Here is a 24,291-nt window from a genome sequence, read left to right as displayed (position 1 = left end):
GGGCGTGTCAGTCGCCCCCGCCGAGCAGCAGACCGTCGAGCCCGATGTCGTCGAGGCGCTCGACGTCCCGTGGATCACGCTCGTGTGGAACGACCCGGTCAACCTCATGAGCTACGTGACCTGGGTGTTCCAGACGCACTTCGGGTATCCCAAGAAGCAGGCGGAGAAGCTGATGATGGACGTGCACCTGAAGGGTCGGGCCGTCGTCGCGATCGGCCCCAAGGAGCAGATGGAGGCCGACACCGAGGCACTCCAGGGCTACGGACTCTGGGCGACCTACCAGAAGGACTCCTGATGGCCCGTGCCTTCCGGCCCGACGGGGACCACCTGGTCGCGATCCTCGACGAGGGGGAGCGAGCGATCGTGGCCGGTCTGTGCTCGCAGGTCGGTGAGCTCGTGGCCCCCTCCACGGAGACGAAGGGGGCACCGGCCGATCCCTTCGAGGCGATCGTCGCGGGGCTGGGTGATCTGGCCAGCGACACGGCGCCCGACTCGTTGGCCGACGTGCCGGACCGCTCCTTCGGCCTGGACGAGGACCGCGACCCGGCCCTGGACCGGCTCTTCCCGACGGGCAACCGTGAGGACGAGCAGGAGGCCGCGGAGTTCCGGCGGTTCACCGAGCAGGGACTGCGCCGCCGCAAGCACGACAACCTCACGATCACCGTCGCCACGCTCGAGGCGGCGCAGGAGGGCCGGTGGGTCGTCACGCGGGCGCAGGCGCCGGCGGTGCTCATCGCCCTCACCGATGTGCGGCTGGTCATGGGAGAGCGCCTCGGCCTGCGTACCGACGAGGACGCCACCCGCCTCGAGGAGCTCGTCGAGAGCCTCAAGCAGGACGACCCGGTCGTCTTCGCGTTGAGCGTCTACGACTTCCTCACCTGGCTGCAGGAGTCGCTGACCCAGGCGCTCACGGGCGCTGCCCCCTTCGGCGAGACGGACGACGACGAGTGAGCACTGAGCAGGAGCGGGTCGCGGCCCAACCGATCGGGGTCTTCGACTCCGGCTTCGGGGGGTTGACGGTGGCGCGCTCCATCATCGACCAGCTCCCGCGCGAGTCGGTGGCCTACCTCGGTGACACGGCCCGCGCCCCCTACGGCCCCCGGCCGATCGCCCAGACCCGGGCGTTCGCGCTCGAGTGCCTCGACCGGCTCGTCGACCACGGCGTGAAGCTCCTCGTCATCGCGTGCAACACCGCGTCCGCGGCCGTGCTCCACGATGCCCGGGAGCGCTACGAGGTCCCGGTCGTCGAGGTCATCCGCCCGGCCGTGCGTCGCGCCGTCCTGGCGACCCGCAACCAGCGGATCGGGGTGATCTCCACCGAGGGGACGCACCGCTCGCGTGCCTACCTCGACGCCTTCGCCGCCGCGCCGACGGCGGAGGTGCTCTCCCGGCCCTGCCCGCGCTTCGTCGAGCTCGTCGAGGCCGGCACCACCTCCGGTCCGCAGGTCCTCGACGTCGCCCACGAGTACCTCCGGCCGCTCCGGGAGGCGCAGATCGACACCCTCGTCCTCGGGTGCACGCACTACCCGCTGCTCACCGGGGTGCTGTCCTATGTCATGGGCGAGGGTGTCACTCTCGTCTCATCTGCCGAGGAGACGGCCAAAGACGTCTACCGTGTCCTTGCGGACCGTGGCCTGCTGCGCCCGGAGTCCCTGCCGGAGCCCGCGCACGGGTTCACCACGACGGGCGACCCGGACGAGTTCCGGTCGTTGGCCCGCCGCTTCCTCGGACCCGAGGTCGCGACCGTCTTCGGGAACATGGGGGAAGAGGCATGAAGCTCACGGTCGTCGGGTGCTCCGGCTCCTTCGCCGGTCCCGAGTCGCCGGCATCGTGCTACCTCGTGCGCGCCGAGCACGAAGGGCGGACCTGGCGCCTCGTCCTCGACCTGGGCAATGGTGCGCTCGGCGCCCTCCAGCGCCATGCCGACCTCGCTGACCTCGACGGCGTCGTCATCAGCCACCTCCACCCGGACCACTGCATCGACCTCACGGGGATGTACGTCCAGCGCACCTTCGACCCGCGCAGGCCCCGGCCGGGGCGGCTGCCCGTGTACGGGCCGGCGGGGACCGCCGACCGGATCGCCGCTGCCTACGAGGGACTCGACGACGGGGGCATGACCGGGGTCCTCGACTTCCGGCGCCTGTCCGCCGGGGTGCCCGTGCACATCGGCCCCTTCACGGTGCGGCCCGTCCGCGTGAACCACCCGGTCGAGGCCTACGGGTTCCGGGTGGAGGCCGAGGGCCGGGTGCTCGCCTACAGCGGGGACACCGACAGCTGCGACGCGCTCTCCCCGCTCTTCGCCGACGCCGACCTGGTGCTCGCCGACTCGGCCTTCGTCGAGGGTCGCGACGACGCCCGCGGCATCCACCTCACCGGCCGTCGTGCCGCAGAGGCCGCCGTGGCAGCCGGGGGAGTGGGCCGGTTGATGCTCACTCACATCCCCGCGTGGAACGATCCGGCGGTCTGCCGCGCCGATGCCGCCGCCGTCTGGCCGGGGGAGGTCGAGCTCGCCCAGCCGGACGAGACCTACCAGGTGTGAGCCTCGGCTGACCGGGCGGTGCGCGATCTTGGTGGGCGCGACTCGGGGCGGACCACCCAGGAGCTCCGGCGCCCTCCCGCATCTGCCTAGGCAGATGCGCTCTCCCGGTCACATCTGCCTAGGCAGATGCGGCCACCCGCTCGTGCACCCAGGTGGCGATGCGGGCGGCGATGAGCTGCGGGGAGCGGGCGAAGGAGTAGTGGTCCACGGGCTTGCCCGGGTCGTCCGCCCGCTTGGTGAAGGTGAACCGCTCCATGTCCGCGTCCGTGAACATCGCGACGAGACCGTCGACGGCCGCGGGCGGGGCGAGGGGGTCGTTGTCGAGGTCGACGACGAGCAGGGGGAGATCGCGACCGCGGAGTCCGGGCACGACGTCCCGGCCCGAGGGCGTGAGCCGTCCGTGGCGCGCGAAGGCCGACCACTCACGGATCAGGGTGCGTGGCTGGACGCCCCCGAAACCGAACCGGGGACCGGGCCAGTACCCCATCACACGGGTCAGCAGGCCCATGGCCTGCGTCTGCGCGAGTGTCTTCGCGCCGCTGTGGGAGCGCCAGAAGGGGGTCCCGGAGCCGATGAGGACCGCCGCAGCAGCGCAGGGGTCGTCCCCGGACAGGTGGACGGCGGCGATGTGCCCGCCGAGCGAATGACCCAGCAGGACCACGGGGCCCTCGTGCGCCGCGCGCAGCCCGGCGACCACCGTGGGCAGCCAGTGCTCCGCGAGGTGCTCGTAGCCGTAGTCGTGGTCCCGACCGATCCGCGGGAGTGAGTCCCCCTGTCCGGGGTAGTCGGCGACGGCGGCGTGCACCCCTTCGCGGGCCAGTTCGTCGAGGAAGGGGGCGTAGTACCCGGCCGGGACGCCCATCGCCGGGAGTACGAGGACCACGGGGGCGTCGGGCACCGACTGCGCGACGTGCAGCGTGGTCGTGGCCCCGTCGGGCAGGGTGATCTCGGCGTACGTGTCCACGGCCCTGATCGTAGGACGCGTGCCGATCGTTAGCCTGAGCGCATGACTGACACCACACCCCGCCACGACGGACGCACCCCCGAGCAGCTCCGCGAGGTGCGCATCACCCGCAACTGGCTCGACCACGCCGAGGGGTCCGTGCTCGTCGAGTTCGGACGCACCCGGGTGCTGGTCGCGGCCTCCTTCGAGGCCGGCGTGCCGCGCTGGCTCAAGGGCCAGGGGACCGGCTGGGTCACCGCCGAGTACGAGATGCTGCCGCGCAGCACCAACACCCGCAGCGGTCGCGAGTCCCGCAAGGGCAAGGTCGGCGGGCGCACCCACGAGATCTCCCGGCTCATCGGCCGCAGCCTGCGCGCGGTCATCGACACCAAGGCGCTGGGGGAGAACACGCTCGTCCTCGACTGCGATGTGCTGCAGGCCGACGGCGGCACCCGGACGGCGGCCCTGACCGGGGCCTACGTCGCCCTGGCCGATGCCGTCGCCGATGCTCGCACCCGGGGTCTCATCAAGGCCTCGGCGCAGCCCCTGACCGGTTCCCTCGCCGCCGTCTCGGTCGGCATCGTCGACGGGCGGGCCGTCTGCGACCTCGACTACCCCGAGGACTCGACCGCGGGTACGGACATGAACGTCGTCATGACCGGCACCGGCGAGTTCATCGAGGTGCAGGGCACGGCCGAGGGCGCCCCCTTCGACCGGGACGTGCTCAACGAGCTGCTCGACCTCGCGACGACCGGCTGCGCCGAGCTGACGAGCAAGCAGCAGGCAGCCCTCGCCGAGACCCCGCGGGAGCGCGTGCAGTGACCCGGAGGGTCGTCCTCGCGACACACAACGAGCACAAGGTCCACGAGCTACGGCAGATCCTGGCGGAGGCCGCTGCGGACCTCGACCTCGAGGTCGTCTCGATGGCGGCCTTCCCCGAGGTGGGCGAGATCCCCGAGACCGAGGTGACCTTCGCCGGCAATGCCCGGCTGAAGGCCGAGCACGTCGCGCGGGCCACCGCGACGCCGGCGCTGGCCGACGACTCCGGGCTGGCCGTCGAGGTGCTCGGCGGCAGCCCGGGCGTGTTCTCCGCGCGCTGGTCCGGCCTGCACGCGGGGGAGGATCTGGCCCGTGGTGAGAAAGACCGCCGCAACCTGCAGCTCCTGCTCGACCAGCTGGCGGATGTGCCCGACGAGCACCGTCGGGCCGCCTTCCGCTGTGCGGCGGTGCTGGCGCTCCCGGACGGCACCGCCCGCACGGCCGAAGGGGAGGTCCCCGGAGTCGTTGTGCGGGAACCCTTGGGGGAGAACGGTTTCGGCTATGACCCGATCTTCGTGCCGGAGGGTGACGGCCGGACCCTCGCGCAGCACACCGACGAGGAGAAGAACGCGATCAGCCACCGCGGCAGGGCCTTTCGCGCGATGGTCCCCGTGCTGCGCGACCAGCTGGGCTGAGTGCCGAAGGCGGGACTCGAACCCGCACACCCTTCCGGGCACTTGGACCTAAACCAAGCGCGTCTGCCTGTTCCGCCACTTCGGCTCGATCCGGAAGTCTAGACGGGTGGGCGGCGCCGCTCCTCAGCGGCGTCGCACGCGCTCCGGCACCGACATCGGGTCGAAGCCGTGCGGCAGCTCCAACCGGTGTGCGTGCATCAGCTCCTCGTCGGAGAGCACCTCGCGCGTCGGTCCGTCACCGACGACCCGACCGCCGGAGAGGACCACCGAGCGCTCACAGAGCTGCAGGGCGTAGGGCAGGTCGTGCGTCACCATGAGCACGGTGATGTCGAGGCCGTCGACGATCTGCGCGAGCTCCCGGCGTGACGCGGGGTCGAGGTTGCTGCTCGGCTCGTCGAGGACGAGGATCTCGGGCCGCATCGCCAGCACGGTGGCGACGGCCACCCTTCGCTTCTGGCCGAAGGACAGGTGGTGCGGGGCCCGACCGGCCACGTCGCTCATCCCGACCGCGGCGAGGGCCTCCTCGACCCGCTCGTCGACCTCGGCCGGGGACAGACCGAGGTTGCGCGGACCGAAGGCCACGTCCTGGGCCACGGTCGTCATGAACAGCTGGTCGTCGGGGTCCTGGAAGACGATCCCGACCTGTCGGCGCACCTCTCTCAGGTGCTCCCGCGTGACCGGGAGCCCGGAGACGGCGACGCGCCCCGAGGCCGGCGTGAGGATCCCGTTGAGGTGCAGCACGAGGGTGGTCTTGCCGGCCCCGTTCGGACCGAGCAGGGCGACGCGCTCGCCCGGGTGGATGTGCAGGTCGACCCCGTCGAGCGCGAGGTGCCCGTCCGGGTACGCGTGCCGGACGGCGCTCAGCTCGAGGACGGGGGTGCTCACGAGATCATCATCGCCGCCGCGGCCACGAGCGCCGCACCGAGGGGGAGGGCCAGGGCGATCGCCCACGTCGTGGCGGGCACCGCGGCGGCCCCGCCGTCGTGGACGCGCCCGTCGTGGCCCCGGGAGAGCATCGACAGGTGCACCCGCTCGCCACGCTCGTAGGAGCGGATGAACAGCGCCCCCGCCGTGCTCGCGAGGACCGGCCACGAGCGCATCCCGCCCCCGCGGAAGCCACGCGACTCCCGGGCCACCTTCATCGAGCGCAGCTGGCTCGTGACGACGTCGGCGTAGCGGACCATGAAGCTGAGGATGAGGACGAGCTGGCTCGGCAGGCGAAGACGGGCCAGCCCGGCGACGATGTCCGGCGGCTCGGTCGTCGCGGCCAGCAGCAACGAGGCGGCGACGCCCAGGGTGCCCTTGGCGACGAGGTTCCACGCGCCCCACAGGCCCGGCTCGGACAGGGCCCACGGGCCGACGTCCACCCGGGGCCCGGTCGCGATGAAGGGCATGAGCACGGCGAAGACGAGGAAGGGGACCTCGATCAGCAGTCGGGGAGCCAGGTGCCGGACCGGTACCCGCGTCGCGGCGAGCACCGCGACGAGCAGCAGGGCGTGGACCCCGAAGGCCCAGAAGGCCTCCCTCGGGGTGGCCACGACCGCGACGACGAAGAGGAAGGTCGCCAGGATCTTCAGGTGCGCCGGCGCCGTGTGCACCCGCGAGTGTCCGTGGTGGCTCAGCGCGTGACCGTGCGCTCCGCCCACTCCCTAGTCCTTCGTCCGGCGGGCGAGCAGCCGCAGGAGCAGCCACATGACCGCGCCCGTGAGGAGCACCCCGACCACGCCGGCCAGACCACCGGAGAGGAAGCCGTCGCCGACCCCCTTCGTGCCGTAGTCGGCGAAGGGGGAGTCGGCGGCGGCGTGGTCACCGGCCGAGTCGGCGAAGCCGAGCGACTCGGCGACGCGCTCGAGACCGTCAGGAGTACCCGCGGCCCAGAAACTGACGACGGCCGCGAGGGTGAGGCTGATCGCGAGGCCGGCCAGGACGAGGGTGCGGGTGGAGATGCGCGGGCTCATCGGGCGGCCTCCTCGGCCGGGGCGGGATGAGGAAGGGCGGTCAGGTCGCGTGCCCCGTGGACGAGGTCGGGGCGCACCGAGACGACGGCAGAGACCACGAGGAAGGTGATGACCGCCTCGCCGAGGCCGATGAGGGCGTGCCAGGAGAGCATCGCGCCGAAGAGGGTGTCTGCCTCCAGCGGCGCGGTGCCACCGACGAGGAAGAGCGCCGCGAAGACGGCTGCGGCCGCCAGCACCGAGACGAAGGCGCCGATGGCTGCGGCGACCGGGACGCTGGCCGTGCGGCGGGGGAGGGCGCGACGGGCCAGGCGGAAGACCCCGTAGCCGACCCAGACCCCGACGAGTCCCATGAGGGTGACATTCGTCCCGAGCGCGGTCAGACCGCCGTCGGCGAAGACGAGGGCCTGGATGAGGAGCACGACGGTCATGACCAGGGTGGCGGTCCATGGTCCGACGAGGACCGCGGCGAGGGCGCCCCCGAGCAGGTGGCCGGAGGTGCCTCCCGCGACGGGGAAGTTGAGCATCTGCGCGGCGAAGATGAAGGTGGCGACCAGGCCCGCCAACGGGGCCACGCGGTCATCGAGATCGCCGCGGCTGCGGCGGAGCGCGATGGCGACGCCGGCGACCGCGACGACCCCCGTGGCGACGGATGTCGGGGCGTCGAGGAAGGCGTCGGGAACGTGCACGGAGACTCCTCCGGAAGCGGGGGCCGCTGGGATAGGTTGGCAGGGAACCGTCATCCTATTGCATTCGATGTGCAAGAGCAGATTGCGAGGTATCCATGGGCGAGCGACTCACCGTGGGCGACCCGGCCCCTGACTTCACCCTCACCAGTGACACCGGCACGCAGGTCTCACTCACGGACTTCCGCGGCAAGCGGGTCATCGTCTACTTCTACCCGGCGGCCATGACACCGGGCTGCACCACGCAGGCGTGCGACTTCAGCGACTCCCTCGAGGCCCTGCGGGCGGTCGACACCGAGGTCATCGGCATCTCCCCGGACACCCCGGAGAAGCTCGCGAAGTTCCGCGAGCGCGATGGGCTGAGCATCACCCTCCTGTCGGACGCGGACAAGGCGGTCATGACGGCCTGGGGCGCATATGGTGAGAAGAAGTTGTATGGCAAGGTCGTCGAAGGAGTCATCCGCTCGACGATCGTCGTCGGAGAAGAGGGCGTGGTCACCCACGCCCAGTACAACGTCAAGGCGACGGGCCACGTTGCCCGTATCCGCCGCGACCTCGGCATCGAGTAAGGACGGAAGAACCACGTGAGCAACGACAACCCGAGCATGACCAAGCTCGAGAACGACATCGTCACGACCCGTGACCGGCTCGCCCAGACGATCGACGAGCTCACCGTGCGGGCTGCGCCGAAGAACGTCCTGGAGCGGCAGAAGGCGCAGGCCAAGGCGTCCTTCGCGAAGGCGACCCGCACCGAGTCCGGTGAGCTGCGCATGGACCGCGTCGCGATCGCCGCGGCCGCGGTCGGCGCGGTCATCGTGCTGAAGATCGTCTCGAGCAGCCGCAAGAACAAGAAGTGGGAGCGCCAGCGCGACAAGCGCTCCTGGTGACCACCACGCAAGGAGCGAAGGGGGTCCGGGCACCGTCCGGACCCCCTTCGTCGTCTCCGGAAGGCCTGGTGTGGAGACGATTTCGCAACCGAGCGAGGCTGCTGCTAATGTCTCTCCTCGCGCGCCAATAGCTCAATTGGCAGAGCAGCTGACTCTTAATCAGCGGGTTCGGGGTTCAAGTCCCTGTTGGCGCACAGTGTGCGAAGGCCCCACCGGTCACTCCGGTGGGGCCTTCGTCGTGCGGATGGCGGGGCTACTCGCGCCACTCCTCGAGGGTGACCGCCTCGTCGTCCCCGGCGTCGCGACGGCCCCTGGCCAGCAGGGCGATCCCGCCGAGGACGACCGCCAGAGCGGCGGCTGCGGCGACCCACCACCACGGGGAGGTGCCGTCACCCCCGGACGTCTCATCGCCGGTGCCTGCGGCGGCGTCGGTGCTCGTGGAGGAGGTGGAGGGCTCGGTCGGCTCCGCGCTCGAGGTCTCGGATCCGGAGGTGGAGGAGGGCTCGGAGGTCACACTCGTGCCGGAGGAGCTCTCGCTCGGCTCCTCGTCGGTGGCGGAGCTGCTGCTCGAGGAGTCGGAGGACGTGGAGGATCCGGAGGAGTCAGGGGACTCGGAGGGCTCTGCGGTCGAGGACCCGGACGCCGGCGAGCTCGTCGTCGCCCCGGGCTCGCCGCTCGCGCCCGTGTCACCCTCCGGCGGGTCGTAGGTGAAGGACAGGGTCCCGCTCACCGGGTGACCGTCCGCGCTGACCACCTTGTAGGAGACCGAGTACTTGCCGGGCTTCATCGAGTACTTCACCGGCTGGTAGACCGAGCTGCCGTCGACCTCGACCGCGCCGTCGGTGACGTCCGTCGATCCGGACTTCACGCTCACCTCGTTCAGGTCGTCCTTGATCGGCTCGTTGAAGCGCAGGGCGATCTCCGGAGGTACCGCGGTGAGCGTCGAGCCGTCGGCTGGGCTCGAGGACTTCAGGCGCGCGTGCGCCGAGGCGGGGGAGGCGCTGGCGACGAGGACCGCGAGGAGCGCGACGAGGCCGAGGAGCGCACCCGCGACACGGACGAAGGAGGCGTGGGGACTGGCAGAAGTGGTCACCACGCCATGGTGCCCGATGGGCGTCCCGGAGCGGTGGAGGTGGGTGGTTCGGAGCACTCCTGTCGAGCAGGTACGATGGTCCGCGCTGCCCAAGACAGGGCACATGGTGGGTATAGCTCAGCTGGTAGAGCATCGCGTTGTGGTCGCGAGGGTCGCGGGTTCAAGTCCCGTTACTCACCCCAGGTCACGCAGGGCCCCGGGACGATGTCCCGGGGCCCTGCGTCGTCCCGCACGAGCAGTGAACGGCCCGGATCAGCGGCTACCGTGGGGGGTGCGTCGTGATCCATGACACCCACCGGTCCGGGGAGGCCCCGTGCGAGCTCTCGTCATCACCCAGAACATCACCGCCGATGGTTCGGTCGACATGCTCGACGACTGGTTCGACCCGCAGGAGCAGTCCGCCGAGATGCTCGAGATCAACCGCCGTGACAGCGCGCAGTGTGACGCGCTCGTGCTCGGGCGTCGGACCTTCGAGGCCTTCCGCGGTTACTGGCCGGAGCAGACCGACGACCGGACCGGCGTGAGCGAGGAGCTCGACGGCCTCGACAAGTACGTCGTCTCGACGACGATCACCGATCCCCAGTGGCAGCACTCCACGATCATCGGCACCGACCCGGTGGCGGGGGTGGAGGAACTCAAGGCCGCGCCCGGGGGCGGGGAGATCGTCGTGACGGGGAGCATCAGCCTCTGCCACACGCTCATCGCCGCCGGTGTCGTCGACGGGTACCGGCTGTGGACCTACCCCTACGTGCAGGGGAGAGGGCGACGGCTCTTCCCCGACGGGCACCACGCCGCCCTGCGCCTCGAGGAGCACCTGGCCTTCGCCACCGGCGTGACCTACACCCACTGGTCGACGACGCGCACCTGACCCGGGTCCGGAGTACCTTGGGCACTCGCCGGCCAGCACCCTGACATCGGAGGACCCGTGGCGACGCAGACGCGCGCGGACACGACGACGACCCCGGCGGAGGAGCGCAGCGGCTACGTCGCCGTGCTCGTCTTCCCGGTCCTGATCATCATCGGCGGGCTCGTGGGGTACGTCGCTGCCGACACGGTCACCCGGGCCGCGCCCGCGGTGAACCCGCTCCTCGGCCTCGTGATGTTCACCATGGGGCTGACGCTGCGGCCGGTCGACTTCACGCTCGTGCTCACCCGTCCGCTACCGGTCCTCCTGGGCGTGCTCGCGCAGTACGGCGTCATGCCGCTGGTCGCGGTGGGTGTCACGGTGGCCCTGGGCCTGCCGGCGGAGATCGCCGCGGGCGTCATCCTCGTCGGCTGCGCCCCCGGTGGCACCGCCTCGAATGTCGTGTCCTACCTGGCCCGCGGAGACGTCGCGCTCTCGGTGACGATGACGTCGATCTCGACCCTCCTCGCCCCCTTCCTCACGCCGCTGCTCACCCTGTGGCTCGCCGGGAGATACATGCCCGTCGACGGGGCGGGGATGGCGCAGACGATCGTCGCGATCGTCCTGCTCCCCGTCATCGGCGGCCTCGCCGTCCGGTTCCTGCTGGCCCGTGTCGCGGAGGCGCTGCTGCCCGTCCTGCCGTGGCTGTCCGTGCTGACGATCTCCGTCATCGTCGCCATCGTCGTCGCCGGTAGCGCGGACTCGATCGTCTCCGCCGGGCCCCTTGTCCTCGTCGCGGTGGTGATCCACAACGTCGTCGGGATGGCGCTGGGCTACGGGGCGGCCGCTGCGTTCAGGATGCCGGTGCCGGTGCGGCGCACGGTCGGGGTCGAGGTCGGGATGCAGAACTCGGGCCTCGCGGCCGGTCTCGCGGCGCAGTACATGGACCCGCTCTCGGCGCTACCGGGTGCGGTGTTCTCGGTGTGGCACAACGTCTCCGGGGCGCTCTTCGCAGCCCTGTGTCGTGCCCGCGACCGACGGACGGGTTGAGCTCAGCCCACCTGGTGGCGCGCAGCGATCTCCTTCAGCTCCGGCGACTCCAGCCCGGGCTGGGGGCGGAAGACGGCCTCCCGGTAGTACCGCAGCTCGGCGATCGACTCGGTGATGTCGGCCAGCGCCCGGTGGCCGCCGTTCTTCGCCGGCGAGGCGAAGTAGGCCCGTGGATACCAGCGCTTGGACAGCTCCTTGATCGAGGAGACGTCGATCATCCGGTAGTGCAGGTGCCCCTCGAGGTCCGGCATGTCGCGCGCGAGGAAGGCGCGGTCGGTGGCGACGCTGTTGCCTCCCAGGGGGGCCTTGCCGGCATCCGGCACGATCCCCTTGAGGTGCGCGAGGACGGCCTCCTCGGCCTCCGGGAGGGAGACCCCGTCGGCGAGGACGTCGAGCAGACCGGACGTGGTGTGCATCGTGCGCACGAAGTCGTTCATCTGCGTCAGCGCTGCCTCCGGAGGCCGCACGACGATGTCGATGCCCTCACCGACCTGCTCGAGCTCGTAGTCGGTGACCAACGCGGCCACCTCGATGAGCGCGTCGTGCTCGAGGGAGAGACCGGTCATTTCGCAGTCGATCCACACGATGCATTCGGACGAGGGCAGAGTCGTTTCAGTCACGGCGATCACCATAGCGACCGCGCGGCGGGTCGCCCGCCGCGCGTGGGGAGTTCTACCCACCGACAGCACGGTGACGCTCCATTAGCGTGTCGTCCATGAGTTCGTCGCCACCCCCACCACCCCAGGGCCAGCCTCCGGCTCCCGTGGGTTCGCCGCCGCCACCACCGGTCACGAGGGGGGCCACCCCCGCTGCGAACCCGCCCGCCGGACAGCCGCCGGCCCCGTCGACGACTCCGCCCGCCCCCCCGACGTCGGGCCGCGACCCCGAGGACACCCTGAGCCGTCGGATGCTGCGTCGCAACGCCCCACCCGAGGAGCCGGAGTGGCACCGCACCGCCACCCGGTCGGTCCTGCTCGCCGAGGAGCGGGCGCGCACCGACTCACGGCAGCGGGCCCTCGCCCAGCAGGAGGCCTACGGCCAGCAGCGGGCGCACGCTGCGCAGATGGCCCAGCAGCACGCGAATGCGGCGTACGCGCAGCAGCAGGCCCAGCTCGCGCACCAGCAGGCGCAGCACCAGGCGTGGATGCAGCAGCAGCAGTACAGCGCGCACTACGTCACCGCCCGGGCCCAGGCCAACCCGACGCCGCGCCCGACGTTGCGCACGTGGATGCTCAGCGGTTTCGTCGCCATCGCCTCGCTGGTGCTGGTGTTGCTCTTCGCCCTCTACTACGGCCTGAGCTTCGGCATCCTCCTGACCCTGCTCAGCGTCATCACGGCGCTGATCCCGCTCGTCCTCGTCATCCCGATCTTCCTCTGGCTGGACCGTTTCGAGGCGGAGCCGTGGCGATACCTCGTGACGGCCTTCCTCTACGGCGCGCTGGGCTCGACCTTCCTGGCCATCTTCGTCAACACCATCGCCGGGGTGGTCTTCGCCAGCCTGACCGACGCGGAGTCCGCGAGCGTCCTCACCGCCGTGATCTCCGCCCCGCTGGCCGAGGAGACCTTCAAGGGCCTCTTCCTGCTCGTGATGTGGTTGCTCCTGCGCAAGCAGTTCAACGGCCTGACGGACGGGATCGTCTACGCGGGGATCGTCGCCGCCGGCTTCGCCTTCACCGAGAACATCCAGTACTTCGCGGGCGCCTTCATGAACCAGGGGCCCGTCGGTTTCGGCGTGACGTTCGGCCTCCGGGGCCTGGCCACTCCCTTCCTCCACCCGATGTTCACCACGATGACGGGGATCGGCGTGGGCGTGGCCGCGGTCTCGCGCTCCATGCCGGTGAAGTTCATCGCGCCCTTCCTCGGGTGGTGTGCGGCCGTCCTCCTCCACGGACTGTGGAACCTCAGCGCCTCCACCGGACTCGTCGGTCTGATCATCGGCCTGGCGGTGGGATTCCTGTGCTTCGTCGGCTTCATCGTCTTCGTCGTGTGGACCCGCAACCGGGAGGGCCGCGTCATCGGGGAGCACCTCATGGCCTACGTCGACACCGGGTGGATCTCACGCGAGGAGGTCGGCATGCTCGCCTCGATGAAGGCACGCCGGGGCGCGCGCACCTGGGCGAAGTTCCATCGCGGCCCGCAGGGCGTGAAATCCATGCGCAGCTTCCAGGACAGCGCCTCCGAGCTGGCCCTGCTGCGGTTCCGCATGCTCAGTCACACCGCGGACTTCGAGTCCCTGCAGCGCGAACGGATCCTGCTGGACTCGATGACCGCACGCCGGCGCGAGTTCGCCGGGGTCGCCTAGCCGGGCGTCGGGCGGGCGGTCAGGCGGTGATGACCTCGAGGGGCTCGTCGGTCAGTCCGGCGACCGCCGCCCGGTGGCTCTCGGTCCTCAGGTCGAGATCGAGGATGGAGACCGCCGGGGGAGCGGGCTCCTCGGCCCGCCAGGCGCGCAGTGCCGGTGCGTCGAGCGGCCCGGTGACGAGGACCTCGGAGGGGTCGACGACCAGACCGTGACCGGTCGCCTTGAGCACGGACTCCTTGCGGGCCCACACGCGGGCACGGGCGACGAGCAGGTCCCGGCCGGACAGTCCCTCGAAGGATGCGACCTCGTCGCGGGAGAGGGTGGCGCCGGCGAAGCCCTCGAAGTCGGCATCGGTGAGGTCCTCGGTGTCCACCCCCACCTCGACGCCCTCGGCGACGGCGACGACGGCCAGGGATGCGGTGTACGACAGCGAGAAGTGCCATCCCGGGAGGTCGACGAGGCTGGGCTTGCCGTGCAGCTCGCTGCCGCAGGTCGTGCAGCGGCGGGCAAAGGTCAGGCCGGCGGGGTCCCGCTCGAGCAGCTCCCCGAGCAGACGGCGGACGAGTGCGTGCCCCGTGACGAAGGGGGCGGCCTCCCGCTTTCGTCCCGCCCGGGCGCGCTCCCCGTCGTCGAGCAGCGCGAGGTCGGCGGGGGAATCGGTGACCTCCGCCTCTCGCACGACGACCTGCACGGGCATGGAGCCGATCATGTCAGGTCGGGCGCTCACTACACTGGACCCCGCCCGGTCGTGGACACGTCCGCTTCCGGCGCATGCCTCCGTAGCTCAGCTGGACAGAGCAAGGGCCTTCTAATCCCTAGGTCGCAGGTTCGAGTCCTGCCGGAGGCGCCCACCCGGTCCCCGGCCGGCGTGATGCCCGTCCGCGCCGCACGCCGCGGACGCGGGCGTGGGGGAGGCGCTGTGCTGGTTAGGGTGGGCGCATGGGTGAGCTGACGACGGGACAGGTCGGCGCGCAGGACATGCTCGCTCGGATCACGACCTTGCGTGACGAGGTCGAGCGCAGTCGACCCGCGCTGGACCTGCCGTCCACCCGGGCTGCGAGCGACGGGCGTCAGGCCCTCCTCAACCAGCTCGACGACTACGTCATCCCGCGCCTGGCCGCGATCGATGCCCCGCTGCTCGCGGTCGTCGGCGGGTCGACCGGATCCGGGAAGTCGACCCTCGTCAACTCCGTCCTCCGCCGTGAGGTGAGTCGCTCGGGCGTCCTGCGCCCGACGACGACCAGCCCGGTGCTCATCCACCACCCCGAGGACGAGTCGTGGTTCCGGGACGCGCGGGTGCTCCCCTCGCTGCCTCGGGTCACCGGTGCGCCGGGGGAGCCCCAGCCGGGGACCGTCCGGCTGGTCCCCTCCCGGGAGCTCCCGTCCGGGATGGCGGTCCTCGATGCCCCGGACATCGACTCGGTCGTCTCTGCCAACCGCGAGCTCGCCGCCCAGCTCCTCTCGGCCGCAGACCTGTGGCTCTTCGTCACGACCGCCGCCCGTTACGCCGACGCCATCCCGTGGCAGCTGCTGCGTCAGGCCTCCGAGCGTGGGACCGCGGTCGCGATCGTCCTCGACCGCGTGGACCGGCCGGCCATGCCCGAGGTGCGCTCCCACCTGATCGAGATGCTCCGTGATCAGGGCATGGAGACCTCGCCGGTCTTCACCATCCCCGAGACCGAGCTCGATGCCCACGGCCTCGTCCCCGAGGCGGACATCGAACGGCTCCACAACTGGCTCACTGCCCTCGCCGGGGACCAGCTGGCCCGCGGCACCATCGTCCGCCAGACCCTCGACGGTGCCCTGCGCTCCCTCGACGGTCGGGCCGAGTCGCTCGTGCGGGCCACCCGCGCCCAGCGGGACGAGGTCGGCAGCCTGACCCAGTTCGCCTACGACGCCTACGACGCGGCGGAGGAGGGGGTGACCGCAGGGATGAAGGACGGCCAGCTCCTCCGCGGCGAGGTCCTCGCCCGCTGGCAGGAGTTCGTCGGTACCGGCGAGTTCTTCCGCAAGGTGGAGAAGGGCGTCGCCCGGGTCCGCGACCGGGTCACCTCCGCGATCGGCGGTCGCCCGGAGACCGCCGAGCTCGACGAGGCCCTGCACACCGGGGTCTCTGCGATGCTCATCGCCGAGGCCGACACGGCTGCAGAGACCATCGCCCGCGCGTGGCGCGGGACCGAGGCCGGACCGCTCGTCCTCGAGGACCACCCCGAGCTGGCCCGCTCGTCGCACGGCTTCGAGCAGGACGTCGAGCGCCTCGTGCGCGACTGGCAGAGCGACGTCCTCGACATCGTCCGGGCAGAAGGGGGCAACCGCCGCACCAATGCGCGGGTCGCCGCGTACGGGATCAACGGGATCGGCCTCTTCCTCATGCTGGTCTCCTTCGCTCACACCGGTGGCGCGCTCGTCGCCCCCGAGGTGGCCATCGCCGGCGGCACGACCGCGCTCGCGCAGAAGGTGCTGGAGGCGATCTTCGGCGACCAGGCCGTGCGCGAGATGGCGAGGAAGGCGCGCGAGCTGCTGCTGGAGCGCGTCGCCGGGCTCTACGCGGCCGAGCGCGAGCGCTACACGGCGGTCACCGGTGACCTCACGGTGAGCGAGGCGCAGATCCGCCGCCTCCAGCAGGCGGCCACCGCCGTCGGCGAGGGCATGCGATGAGCCCGCGCAGCCCCCTTCCGCGGGAGGACGAGACCGTCGCCCTGTCCGTGGAGGAGATCAGCGCCCGGACGGACGCCCTCGGTGCGGCACTCGAGACCGGCGGCACGCGCCTCGACCCGCGGGCGGCCGAGCGGGCGCGGCAGGTGGTCGCCAAGGTCTCCGAGCGGATCGGCCTCATCGGCGACCACACGGTCGTCGCCCTGGCCGGAGCCACGGGCTCGGGCAAGTCCTCCCTCTTCAACGTGCTCACCGGCGCGGACGTGGCCACGGTCGGGACGCGTCGTCCGACCACCTCCACCCCGACGGCCGCCGTGTGGGGCGAGGAGCCGGCCGGCGAGCTCCTCGACTGGCTCTCCGTCGGGGCCCGCCACCAGATCCCGCCCTCGCAGGACCAGCTCGACGGGCTGGTCCTCATCGACCTGCCGGACTTCGACTCCCGGGAGTCCGCGCACCGCGAGGAGGCCGAGCGGGTCCTCGAGCTCGTGGACGTCTTCGTCTGGGTCACCGACCCGCAGAAGTACGCCGACGCGGTCCTGCACGACGAGTACGTCGCCGTGCTCCGCGAGTACGGCGCGGTGACGGTGGTCGTCCTCAACCAGGTCGACCGGTTGCCTGCAGGTGGTCAGGAGCAGATCGAGGCGGACCTCACGCGGCTGCTCGAGCGCGACGGTCTCGAGCACCACGACGTCATCGGGACCTCGACGGTCACGGCTGCCGGGATGGACGAGCTGCGCTCCCACCTGCGGCGGGCCGTCGAGCACTCCGATGCCCCTCGACGCCGTCTGGCCGCCGACCTGCTGACCGGTGCCGCGGCGCTCGCCGACTCCGTCGCCGACACCGACGCGGAGGTGCCCGAGCGCACCCGCGACGAACTCGTCGACGCGCTCTGCCGCACAGCCGGTGTCCCGACCGTCGTCGACGCGGTGGCCCGGGACTTCCGGCAGGAGGCGTGGGCACGCACGGGATGGCCCTTCACCCGGTGGGTGCGGGCCTTCCGGCCGGCGCCGCTGAAGCGGCTGCGCCTGGACAAGGGCGCCGACGCGGTTCCCGACATCACCGACCAGGACGTGCGCGCCGTGCTCGGGCGTTCGTCGATCCCGCCCCCGGCACCCGCGGCGCGGGCGGCTGTCGACCTCGCCGCGCGTCGGATCGGGACGGGGGCGGGTGAGCACCTGCCGACCCGCTGGTCCGATGCGGTGGCCGACGCCGCGAGGCCGGAGGACCACGACCTCGCCGATGCCCTCGACCAGGCGGTGCTGCGCACACCGCTGCGTGCCCGCAAGCCGTGGTGGTGGACGTTCTTCGGCGCCCTGCAGATCGCCTTCGCGCTCGCCGCGGTCATCGGCCTCGGGTGGCTGGTCGTCGTCGGCCTCGCGTCGTGGTTGCAGCTGCCGGCCGTGCCGACGGCCGACATCGGGCCCTTCGCGACGCCCTTCCTGCTCCTGGGTGGCGGTCTGCTCGCCGGGCTGCTCCTCGCCGCCCTGGCGCGGTGGATGGCCCGGGCCGGAGCACGCAGGCGCGGCCGGACGGTCGAGAGGCGCCTGCGCCGTTCCGTGGGTGAGGTCGCCGACGAGCGGGTCATCGAGCCCGTGCAGCAGGTGCTGGCCGAGCACGCCGGGACGCGCGCGAGCATCCGGCGCGCGCTGGGCTGACCCCCTCGTCCACATCCGTGTGGCAGTCCCGGCGCTCGTGCACAGCGGCGTCGACCGGGCTGGCCCGCCCCCTTCGTCGCCTCGACAGTGGACTCCACGAGCCCACCGACCGTGGTGGGTGGGGAGAGAGGGAACCTGTCATGAACGAAGCCGAGCTGACCATCGCCGGACGGGTCGTCGCCGACCCGGAGCACCGCACCACCCGCTCCGGGATGCAGTTCACGACCTTCCGGATGGCGAGCACCGTGCGCCGACGCACCAAGGAGGGCGTGTACGTCGACGCCGCGACGAGCTTCTACAACGTCGCGGCCTTCCGCGCGCTGGGGATGAATGCGCACGCGTCCCTGCACAAGGGCGACCCCGTCCTCGTCCACGGTCGACTGACCATCAACACCTGGCAGCGTGCCGACGAGTCGTGGGGCAGCTCCGCCGAGCTGGAGGCGATCAGCCTCGGTCACGATCTGACCTTCGGGACGACCGCGTACACCAAGGCCGGCCGCAGCGGCGTCGACGAGGGCGCGGACGAGGCCGCCCAGCGCTCCCTCACCGCCATGACCGAGCGGATCGCCGGTGGGGACGGCCCGGGCTGGGGGGCACCTCCGCCCGTGTCACCGGGTGGCGAGCCGTCCGGCACCGCAGGCGAGGATGCGGGTGAGCGCGAGGACGAGGACGTGCGCCTGCCGGCCTGACTCGGCCGGCGATTCGGGCATGGGGGCGGGAGTGGATAGCCTGCCCCCATGGCCGACTACATCTACACCATGGTCCGTGCGCGCAAAGCGCACCACGAGAAGGTCATCCTCGATGACGTCTCGATGTCCTTCTACCCCGGCGCCAAGATCGGGATGGTCGGTCCCAACGGGGCCGGTAAGTCGACCATCCTGAAGATCATGGCCGGGCTCGATCAGCCGAGCAACGGCGAGGCGTCCCTCAAGCCGGGCGCGACGGTGGGGATCCTCCTGCAGGAACCGCCGTTGAACGAGGAGAAGACCGTCCTCGGCAATGTCGAGGAGGGCGCCGGCGAGATCAAGGCCAAGCTGGACCGGTTCAATGCCATCTCCGAGGAGATGGCCGAGCCGGATGCCGACTTCGACGCCCTCATGGCCGAGATGGGCACGCTCCAGGAGGACATCGACCACGCCGATGCCTGGGACCTGGACTCGCAGCTGGAGCAGGCGATGGACGCCCTTCGCTGCCCCCCGCCGGACGCCGATGTCACCGTCCTCTCCGGTGGTGAGCGCCGCCGGGTCGCGCTGTGCAAGCTCCTCCTGCAAAAGCCCGACCTGCTCCTGCTCGACGAGCCGACCAACCACCTCGACGCCGAGTCGGTGCTCTGGCTCGAGCAGCACCTCGCGAACTACCCGGGCGCCGTCCTCGCCGTCACTCACGACCGGTACTTCATGGACAACGTCGCGCAGTGGATCGCCGAGGTCGACCGCGGCCGCCTCTACCCCTACGAGGGCAACTACTCCACCTACCTGGAGAAGAAGCAGGAGCGTCTGGAGATCCAGGGCAAGAAGGACCAGAAGCTCGCCAAGCGCCTGAAGTCCGAGCTCGAGTGGGTCCGCTCCAACGCCAAGGCCCGCCAGACGAAGTCGAAGTCCCGGCTCTCCCGCTACGAGGAGATGGCGGCCGAGGCCGAGCGGACCAAGAAGCTCGACTTCGAGGAGATCCAGATCCCGCCGGGTCCGCGCCTGGGCAGCAAGGTCATCGAGGTCCGCGACCTGAGGAAGGGCTTCGGCGACCGTGTCCTCATCGAGGACCTGTCCTTCACCCTCCCGCGCAACGGCATCGTCGGTGTCATCGGTCCCAACGGTGTCGGAAAGACGACCCTCTTCAAGACGATCGTCGGCTTCGAGGAGCCGGACTCCGGCACCGTCGACATCGGTGACACCGTCCAGATGTCCTACGTCGACCAGTCGCGTGGTGGCATCGACAGCGAGAAGAACGTCTGGGAGGTCGTCTCCGAGGGGCTCGACCACATCCAGGTCGGTCAGGTGGAGATCCCCTCCCGCGCCTATGTGAGCCAGTTCGGTTTCAAGGGGCCCGACCAGCAGAAGAAGGCCGGGGTGCTCTCCGGTGGGGAGCGCAACCGCCTCAACCTCGCGCTGACCCTCAAGCAGGGCGGCAACCTGCTGCTGCTCGATGAGCCGACCAATGACCTGGACGTCGAGACCCTGGGTTCCTTGGAAAATGCGCTGCTCGACTTCCCCGGGTGCGCCGTGGTCATCTCCCACGACCGGTGGTTCCTCGACCGCGTCGCAACGCACATCCTCGCGTGGGAGGGCACCGACGAGAACCCCGGAGCCTGGTACTGGTTCGAGGGCAACTTCGAGGCGTACGAGGAGAACAAGATCGAGCGACTGGGGGAGGACGCAGCGCGACCGCACCGCGTCACCCACCGTCGCCTCACCCGTGACTAGACTTCACCCATGCCACGGGGCAAGCGGGTTGCCCTCGTCGGGGGTGTCGGCGGGGGTAACACCGGCAATGAGGTGAGCCTGGACGTCGTCCGGGATCTCCTGCGCGCCGCCCGCGACGACCTGCGGTTCTGCGTCGTCACGCCGATGCCGGTGGAGACCACGACGCGAGGTCTGGCGCATCCGGGGGAACCCGTCCTGCCCCTCCGTGCCCCACGTTCGACGGCCGGTCCACGCACTGTCGGTGCGGTGCTCCGTCGCGCGCTCGCCGAGGGTCGGCACACCTGCCGGGTGGTGCACGAGGTGGGCGGCATGCGTGCCCTCGTCGTCTGCGGCACCGGCGTCCTCGACGACTTCGAGGAACCGCCCTGGGGGATGCCGTGGTCGCTCCTCCTCTGGGCCGCGGTGGCGCGGGTGCGGCGCCGCCCCTTCATCCTGCTGTCGGTCGGGGCCGGTCCGATCGGTGGACGGGTGAGCGGCCGCCTCTTCCGGGCGACGGCAGCGCTCGCGACCGAGGTGACCTATCGCGACGCGGACTCCCTGCGCACCATGGTGGACCTGGGCTCGGTTCGCGCTGACGCACGCGTGACCTGTGACCTCGCCTTCGGTCGTGAGGTCGCACCGGGGCCGGCGGCCGCTCCCGGACCGGGGATGCGGGTCGCAGTCGCGGTCATGGACTGGGGTGGCTGGTCCGGTGACGACGAGGAAGCCAGGGGTCAGTACCTGGCCACCCTCACCGAAGCGGTGGTCGGCGTCCTCGACCGTGGCCACCGGGTCGTGCTGCTCGTCGGACAACCCGTGGACGTGGGCCCCGCCCATGAGGTGCGGCGGTCGGTGCTGTCCCGGCGTCCGGACGCCGACCTGCGCGTGGCAGACATCGGCGCCTTCGACGACGTGGTCGATGAGATCCTGGGCGCCGACCTCGTCGTGGCCACCCGGTTCCACCTCGTCGTGGCCGCCCTCGTGAGCGCCCGACCCGTGATCTCCATCGGGTACGCGCCGAAGAACAGGGCGTTGCTCACGAGGGTCGGTCTGGCGCACGTGGATCGCCCCGCAGAGGAGGTGACCGCTGCCTGGATCCTCGAGCAGGTCGATGCCGTGGCCCGCGATGGTGCGCGGTACCGCGGGAGCGACGAGGTCATCGAGGGCTGGCGGCGTCTCGTCCGCGACGAGGTCGCCGCTCTCGCCACCCGGATCGGTTGAGCCACCACGGCGCTGCGTCCTCGTCGCGCGGCTCCGGCAGGCGGCTGGCGGACCAGCCCGATGCCATGACCGCGGCGGCGCACCACAAGGTGGTCGTCTCGTCGAGGAGGTTCTCGCTGAGGGTGACGACGAACAGGCCCACGGCGACGGCGAGCGCCGCCTCGAGGGCCGCGCGGCGCTCGCCGCTCGTGTGCTGCAGCGCGCGTGAGGCCCGCCGCAGGGTGAGCACCGTCGTGACGACCACGCCGAGGAGGACGAGGACGCCCAGCAGGCCGAGCTCGATCCATGTCTGCACCCAGACGTTGTGCGGAAGCAGACCCTCGCTGCGGACGGTCGGGACGACGTCCAGGCCGATGCCGTTGAGCGGGTTGACCCGACCCAGCGGCAACAGGTCGTGCCAGTAGTCGACCCGCCAGGCGAGCGAGCTCGCCGGGGCCCCCGGCGGTGGCTCGGGGGGATCCCACACATCGACGAGCCGCTGGTTGAGGCTGGGTGTCGCGGCGAATCCGATGAGGCCGGCCACGGCGATGACCGGGAGCCACCGGTGGTCCCTCCGATAGGCGAGCACGAGGACCCCCAGGGCCAGGGCGAGCCAGGCGGCCCGGGTGTAGGTGAGGAGCACGACTGCGCTCGTGGCGATGGCTCCGAGCGCCCACAGCAGTCGGTCCGCGGTCTGGGTCCACACGGCCCGGGCGAGCATGAGGACCGTGACGACGGCGGCGTACTTGCCGAGCACGCTCGCGTGCACGAAGGGCCCGGTGACGCGAGAGAGGCCTGTCGACTCGTCGACCGGGGCCGAGCCGGCGAGCACCTGGACGGCGACATGGGCGCACACGAGGACGGCGGACGCCGCGAGGGCCAGATGGATCGACCTCGTCGACAGCGTGCCACTGCGCACGAGTTGCTCGATGACCACGAACATCAGCACGCCCGCGGCCAAGCGGGTGGTGGCCCCGGCCGAGAGCAGTGGCAGGTGCGAGCCCAAGGTACTCAACGACGCGGCACCGACGAAGGCGATGAGACCCCACGCAGCGGGCGTCGGCCGCAGGAGGCGGTCGTGGCGCCACCGGGAGAGCAGCCACCACGCCGAGCCGCCGAGGAAGACCAGCCCGACCGCGCTCGCGGTCGAGTGCCCAACCGCATCCAGCTCGGGTCGCACGACGAGCAGCAGGAGGATGAGGGCCGCGTAGCGTCGCACGGCCAGGACGGCGGCGATGACGATGACGATGGCCGCGGCGACGATGCCGAGGACGGGGAGCAGGTCCACCCCGGTGCGCACGGCGAGGATCCCCGTGGCAGCTGCAGCGATGCTCGCCGCGGTTGCCGAGCCGATGGCGGCCCGACGGATCATCGGCTCGACCTCGCGACCAGCTCGGAGTAGGCGGCGGTCACGTGATCGAGGTGGTCCTCCGCGGTCGTGCTGCGGGCCCGGACCTCGGCGAGCAGACCGGCGCTGCCTGCGAGTCCCGAGCGCAGCGCCGTGTGGAGACCGGCGGCCCAGGCGTCCGGGTCGTCGTGCGGCACGGTCCAGCCACTGCCCGGGCCGACCATCTCCGGCATCCCCCCGACCCGGGAGACGAGTGCCGGGACCCCTGCCATGAGGCTCTCCCGGAGGGCGAAGGGGGAGTTCTCGTGGCACTGCGAGGGATGGACGGTCACGAGAGCACGATCCAGTGCCCGCCGGATGCCGGCGGCGTCGGTGACCCCGGGCAGGCTCACCCGGGGCAGACGCTCGGTCCGCACCAAGGACCTCAGCTCGTCCGCCTGGCTCCCTTCGCCGATCAGCTCCACGGCCACATCGGGATGGTCCTGCGCCACCCGCTGCCATGCCCGCAGCAGGACGTGCGGTCCCTTCAGCGGAACCAGTCGGCTGGCGAGGACGATCGAGTGCCGCGGCCCGGCGGCCGGGACCACGTCCTCGGCAGCGGAACGCCAGGGGAGGTCGAGATGGGTCACTTTCTCGGCCGGCCACCCCTCCTGCAGGAGCACATCGCGCATGAAGCGGGAGGGAGCCAGGATCAGCGCCCCGGACCGGCGCCACACCGGGACGGAGACGAGGTGCTCCGCCGCCCCGAGGGCACTGACCGCGCGACTGCCCTTCATGCAGCGCCGGCGGACGGGTGCCAGGGCCCGCCGCAGGGGCGGGGCGCCGATGCAGTCGGTGCAGATCGTCCCGTCCGGGTCGCTGAAGAGGGTCTGGTTGGCGCACGCCAGCTTGTACTCGTGCGCGGTCAGCACGACGGGCACGCCGACCCTCGTTGCTGCCTGCACCACCGAGGAGGTCAGCTGGTAGCAGGTGCCGTGGAAGTGGACGACGTCGGGACGGTGCTCCGCCAGAGCGCGCGCCATCGTGGCGCCCGCCTCGGGCGACCAGACGGACAGCGCAGCGCTGCGCACCCGGCCCGAGGCACCTGCGTCGAAGGACCGGTTCCGGGTCAACCACAAGGGTGCACCTGCGAGGGCCATGGGGGAGCGGCCGGGCGGCGGGTCCATCGCGACCATGCCGACGTCGTGCCCGGCCGCCGCGAGGGCCCGCACGAGCCACCCCACGTAGGTCTCCACGCCGCCGACGTGGTGGGCGAACTTGCTCACCTGGAGGATGCGCACG

The 24,291-nt window shown here is 71.4% G+C and carries 26 protein-coding genes and 4 tRNA genes; 19 read left to right on the top strand and 11 right to left on the bottom strand.

Annotation, left to right across the window (positions count from 1 at the left end; all coding sequences use genetic code 11):
• The first annotated feature begins 4 nt into the window (after window positions 1-4).
• The 4 genes from clpS to ACR9E9_RS13890 are packed head-to-tail and all read left to right on the top strand — an operon-like array spanning window position 5 to window position 2,539.
• Window positions 5-295 carry an ATP-dependent Clp protease adapter ClpS gene (gene clpS, locus ACR9E9_RS13905; RefSeq protein WP_435199437.1) on the top strand — a complete coding sequence of 97 codons (291 nt, stop codon included), beginning with the start codon at window positions 5-7 and terminating at the stop codon, window positions 293-295.
• On the top strand, window positions 295-951 hold the full coding sequence (locus ACR9E9_RS13900; RefSeq protein ID WP_435199435.1) for a DUF2017 domain-containing protein: 657 nt from the start codon (window positions 295-297) through the stop codon (window positions 949-951). Before clpS ends, ACR9E9_RS13900 begins: the two co-directional genes overlap by 1 nt.
• Entirely contained in the window at window positions 948-1,775 is an 828-nt protein-coding gene (murI, locus tag ACR9E9_RS13895) for a glutamate racemase (protein ID WP_435199434.1), read from the top strand. Before ACR9E9_RS13900 ends, murI begins: the two co-directional genes overlap by 4 nt.
• Window positions 1,772-2,539 carry an MBL fold metallo-hydrolase gene (locus ACR9E9_RS13890; RefSeq protein WP_435199432.1) on the top strand — a complete coding sequence of 256 codons (768 nt, stop codon included), beginning with the start codon at window positions 1,772-1,774 and terminating at the stop codon, window positions 2,537-2,539. Before murI ends, ACR9E9_RS13890 begins: the two co-directional genes overlap by 4 nt.
• A gap of 118 nt (window positions 2,540-2,657) precedes the next feature.
• Here ACR9E9_RS13890 and ACR9E9_RS13885 read toward each other — a convergent pair whose 3' ends face one another.
• A complete protein-coding gene (locus ACR9E9_RS13885; protein WP_435199430.1) occupies window positions 2,658-3,503 on the bottom strand; it encodes an alpha/beta hydrolase family protein in 846 nt (281 codons plus the stop codon).
• Between the two features lie 42 nt (window positions 3,504-3,545).
• On the opposite strand from ACR9E9_RS13885, the gene rph reads away from it, so the two are divergent.
• Together rph and rdgB are read left to right on the top strand one after the other, a co-directional pair.
• A complete protein-coding gene (gene rph, locus ACR9E9_RS13880; protein ID WP_435199428.1) occupies window positions 3,546-4,304 on the top strand; it encodes a ribonuclease PH in 759 nt (252 codons plus the stop codon).
• Window positions 4,301-4,936: an RdgB/HAM1 family non-canonical purine NTP pyrophosphatase gene (gene rdgB, locus ACR9E9_RS13875; protein ID WP_435199426.1), complete on the top strand. Its 636-nt coding sequence runs from the start codon at window positions 4,301-4,303 to the stop codon at window positions 4,934-4,936. Before rph ends, rdgB begins: the two co-directional genes overlap by 4 nt.
• Before the next feature lies 1 nt (window position 4,937).
• Here rdgB and ACR9E9_RS13870 read toward each other — a convergent pair.
• The 5 genes from ACR9E9_RS13870 to ACR9E9_RS13850 all read right to left on the bottom strand — a co-directional run bounded on the left by ACR9E9_RS13870 (window position 4,938) and on the right by ACR9E9_RS13850 (window position 7,580).
• Window positions 4,938-5,021, bottom strand: a tRNA-Leu gene (locus tag ACR9E9_RS13870).
• Window positions 5,022-5,059: 38 nt separating this feature from the next.
• A complete protein-coding gene (locus tag ACR9E9_RS13865; RefSeq protein ID WP_435199424.1) occupies window positions 5,060-5,821 on the bottom strand; it encodes an energy-coupling factor ABC transporter ATP-binding protein in 762 nt (253 codons plus the stop codon).
• Window positions 5,818-6,582 (bottom strand): cobalt ECF transporter T component CbiQ, encoded by a 765-nt coding sequence (gene cbiQ / locus ACR9E9_RS13860; RefSeq protein WP_435199422.1) that lies wholly within the window; start codon window positions 6,580-6,582, stop codon window positions 5,818-5,820. Before cbiQ ends, ACR9E9_RS13865 begins: the two co-directional genes overlap by 4 nt.
• Window positions 6,583-6,585: 3 nt before the next feature.
• A complete protein-coding gene (locus ACR9E9_RS13855) occupies window positions 6,586-6,894 on the bottom strand; it encodes a PDGLE domain-containing protein (RefSeq protein ID WP_435199420.1) in 309 nt (102 codons plus the stop codon).
• Window positions 6,891-7,580 (bottom strand): energy-coupling factor ABC transporter permease, encoded by a 690-nt coding sequence (locus ACR9E9_RS13850; RefSeq protein ID WP_435199418.1) that lies wholly within the window; start codon window positions 7,578-7,580, stop codon window positions 6,891-6,893. Before ACR9E9_RS13850 ends, ACR9E9_RS13855 begins: the two co-directional genes overlap by 4 nt.
• Window positions 7,581-7,675: 95 nt before the next feature.
• Here ACR9E9_RS13850 and bcp point away from each other — a divergent pair, with 95 nt between their 5' ends.
• The 3 genes from bcp (at window position 7,676) to ACR9E9_RS13835 (ending at window position 8,658) form a co-directional block, all read left to right on the top strand.
• Window positions 7,676-8,146, top strand: a complete 471-nt coding sequence (bcp, locus tag ACR9E9_RS13845; RefSeq protein WP_435199416.1) for a thioredoxin-dependent thiol peroxidase — start codon at window positions 7,676-7,678, stop codon at window positions 8,144-8,146.
• A 15-nt stretch (window positions 8,147-8,161) separates the two neighbouring features.
• Window positions 8,162-8,464, top strand: coding sequence for a DUF3618 domain-containing protein (locus ACR9E9_RS13840; RefSeq protein ID WP_435199414.1), 303 nt, complete (start codon window positions 8,162-8,164; stop codon window positions 8,462-8,464).
• Window positions 8,465-8,585: 121 nt separating this feature from the next.
• Window positions 8,586-8,658 (top strand) — tRNA-Lys (locus ACR9E9_RS13835).
• A 59-nt stretch (window positions 8,659-8,717) separates the two neighbouring features.
• Here ACR9E9_RS13835 and ACR9E9_RS13830 read toward each other — a convergent pair.
• On the bottom strand, window positions 8,718-9,557 hold the full coding sequence (locus ACR9E9_RS13830) for a copper resistance CopC family protein (protein ID WP_435199412.1): 840 nt from the start codon (window positions 9,555-9,557) through the stop codon (window positions 8,718-8,720).
• A gap of 106 nt (window positions 9,558-9,663) precedes the next feature.
• Here ACR9E9_RS13830 and ACR9E9_RS13825 point away from each other — a divergent pair.
• The 3 genes from ACR9E9_RS13825 to ACR9E9_RS13815 all read left to right on the top strand — a co-directional run bounded on the left by ACR9E9_RS13825 (window position 9,664) and on the right by ACR9E9_RS13815 (window position 11,451).
• Window positions 9,664-9,739, top strand: a tRNA-His gene (locus ACR9E9_RS13825).
• Between the two features lie 131 nt (window positions 9,740-9,870).
• Entirely contained in the window at window positions 9,871-10,425 is a 555-nt protein-coding gene (locus ACR9E9_RS13820; RefSeq protein ID WP_435199410.1) for a dihydrofolate reductase family protein, read from the top strand.
• Between the two features lie 57 nt (window positions 10,426-10,482).
• Complete coding sequence (locus tag ACR9E9_RS13815) at window positions 10,483-11,451, top strand: bile acid:sodium symporter family protein (protein WP_435199408.1); 969 nt, start codon at window positions 10,483-10,485, stop codon at window positions 11,449-11,451.
• A gap of 2 nt (window positions 11,452-11,453) precedes the next feature.
• Here the strand turns inward: ACR9E9_RS13815 and orn are convergent, their stop codons facing one another.
• Window positions 11,454-12,083, bottom strand: a complete 630-nt coding sequence (orn, locus tag ACR9E9_RS13810; protein ID WP_435199406.1) for an oligoribonuclease — start codon at window positions 12,081-12,083, stop codon at window positions 11,454-11,456.
• A 275-nt stretch (window positions 12,084-12,358) separates the two neighbouring features.
• Here orn and ACR9E9_RS13805 point away from each other — a divergent pair, with 275 nt between their 5' ends.
• Window positions 12,359-13,753: a PrsW family intramembrane metalloprotease gene (locus ACR9E9_RS13805; protein ID WP_435199404.1), complete on the top strand. Its 1,395-nt coding sequence runs from the start codon at window positions 12,359-12,361 to the stop codon at window positions 13,751-13,753.
• A 19-nt stretch (window positions 13,754-13,772) separates the two neighbouring features.
• Here ACR9E9_RS13805 and ACR9E9_RS13800 read toward each other — a convergent pair whose 3' ends face one another.
• Window positions 13,773-14,450: a 4'-phosphopantetheinyl transferase family protein gene (locus ACR9E9_RS13800; RefSeq protein ID WP_435199402.1), complete on the bottom strand. Its 678-nt coding sequence runs from the start codon at window positions 14,448-14,450 to the stop codon at window positions 13,773-13,775.
• 76 nt (window positions 14,451-14,526) lie between these two features.
• On the opposite strand from ACR9E9_RS13800, the gene ACR9E9_RS13795 reads away from it, so the two are divergent.
• From ACR9E9_RS13795 to ACR9E9_RS13770, 6 genes are all read left to right on the top strand, one after another.
• Window positions 14,527-14,600: transfer RNA gene (locus ACR9E9_RS13795), tRNA-Arg, on the top strand.
• A gap of 92 nt (window positions 14,601-14,692) precedes the next feature.
• Window positions 14,693-16,411, top strand: coding sequence for an ABC transporter (locus tag ACR9E9_RS13790; protein ID WP_435199400.1), 1,719 nt, complete (start codon window positions 14,693-14,695; stop codon window positions 16,409-16,411).
• Window positions 16,408-18,063, top strand: coding sequence for a GTPase (locus tag ACR9E9_RS13785; RefSeq protein WP_435199398.1), 1,656 nt, complete (start codon window positions 16,408-16,410; stop codon window positions 18,061-18,063). The genes ACR9E9_RS13790 and ACR9E9_RS13785 overlap by 4 nt, the downstream gene beginning before the upstream one ends.
• Window positions 18,064-18,203: 140 nt before the next feature.
• Window positions 18,204-18,752 carry a single-stranded DNA-binding protein gene (locus tag ACR9E9_RS13780; protein WP_435199396.1) on the top strand — a complete coding sequence of 183 codons (549 nt, stop codon included), beginning with the start codon at window positions 18,204-18,206 and terminating at the stop codon, window positions 18,750-18,752.
• A gap of 48 nt (window positions 18,753-18,800) precedes the next feature.
• A complete protein-coding gene (ettA, locus tag ACR9E9_RS13775) occupies window positions 18,801-20,483 on the top strand; it encodes an energy-dependent translational throttle protein EttA (protein ID WP_435199394.1) in 1,683 nt (560 codons plus the stop codon).
• A 9-nt stretch (window positions 20,484-20,492) separates the two neighbouring features.
• Window positions 20,493-21,683, top strand: coding sequence for a polysaccharide pyruvyl transferase family protein (locus tag ACR9E9_RS13770; RefSeq protein WP_435199392.1), 1,191 nt, complete (start codon window positions 20,493-20,495; stop codon window positions 21,681-21,683).
• Here ACR9E9_RS13770 and ACR9E9_RS13765 read toward each other — a convergent pair.
• Both ACR9E9_RS13765 and ACR9E9_RS13760 read right to left on the bottom strand, forming a co-directional pair.
• Window positions 21,619-23,034: an O-antigen ligase family protein gene (locus ACR9E9_RS13765; protein ID WP_435199390.1), complete on the bottom strand. Its 1,416-nt coding sequence runs from the start codon at window positions 23,032-23,034 to the stop codon at window positions 21,619-21,621. The two genes, ACR9E9_RS13770 and ACR9E9_RS13765, sit on opposite strands and share 65 nt — an antisense overlap.
• Complete coding sequence (locus ACR9E9_RS13760) at window positions 23,031-24,290, bottom strand: glycosyltransferase (RefSeq protein WP_435199388.1); 1,260 nt, start codon at window positions 24,288-24,290, stop codon at window positions 23,031-23,033. The genes ACR9E9_RS13765 and ACR9E9_RS13760 overlap by 4 nt, the downstream gene beginning before the upstream one ends.
• Window position 24,291: the final 1 nt, after the last annotated feature.

The organism is Janibacter sp. GS2 (genome assembly GCF_051200835.1).
In the GTDB taxonomy this organism is placed as follows: domain Bacteria; phylum Actinomycetota; class Actinomycetes; order Actinomycetales; family Dermatophilaceae; genus Janibacter.
Note: the sequence above shows the minus strand (reverse complement) of the source record. Positions and strands in the feature narration are given on the sequence as shown.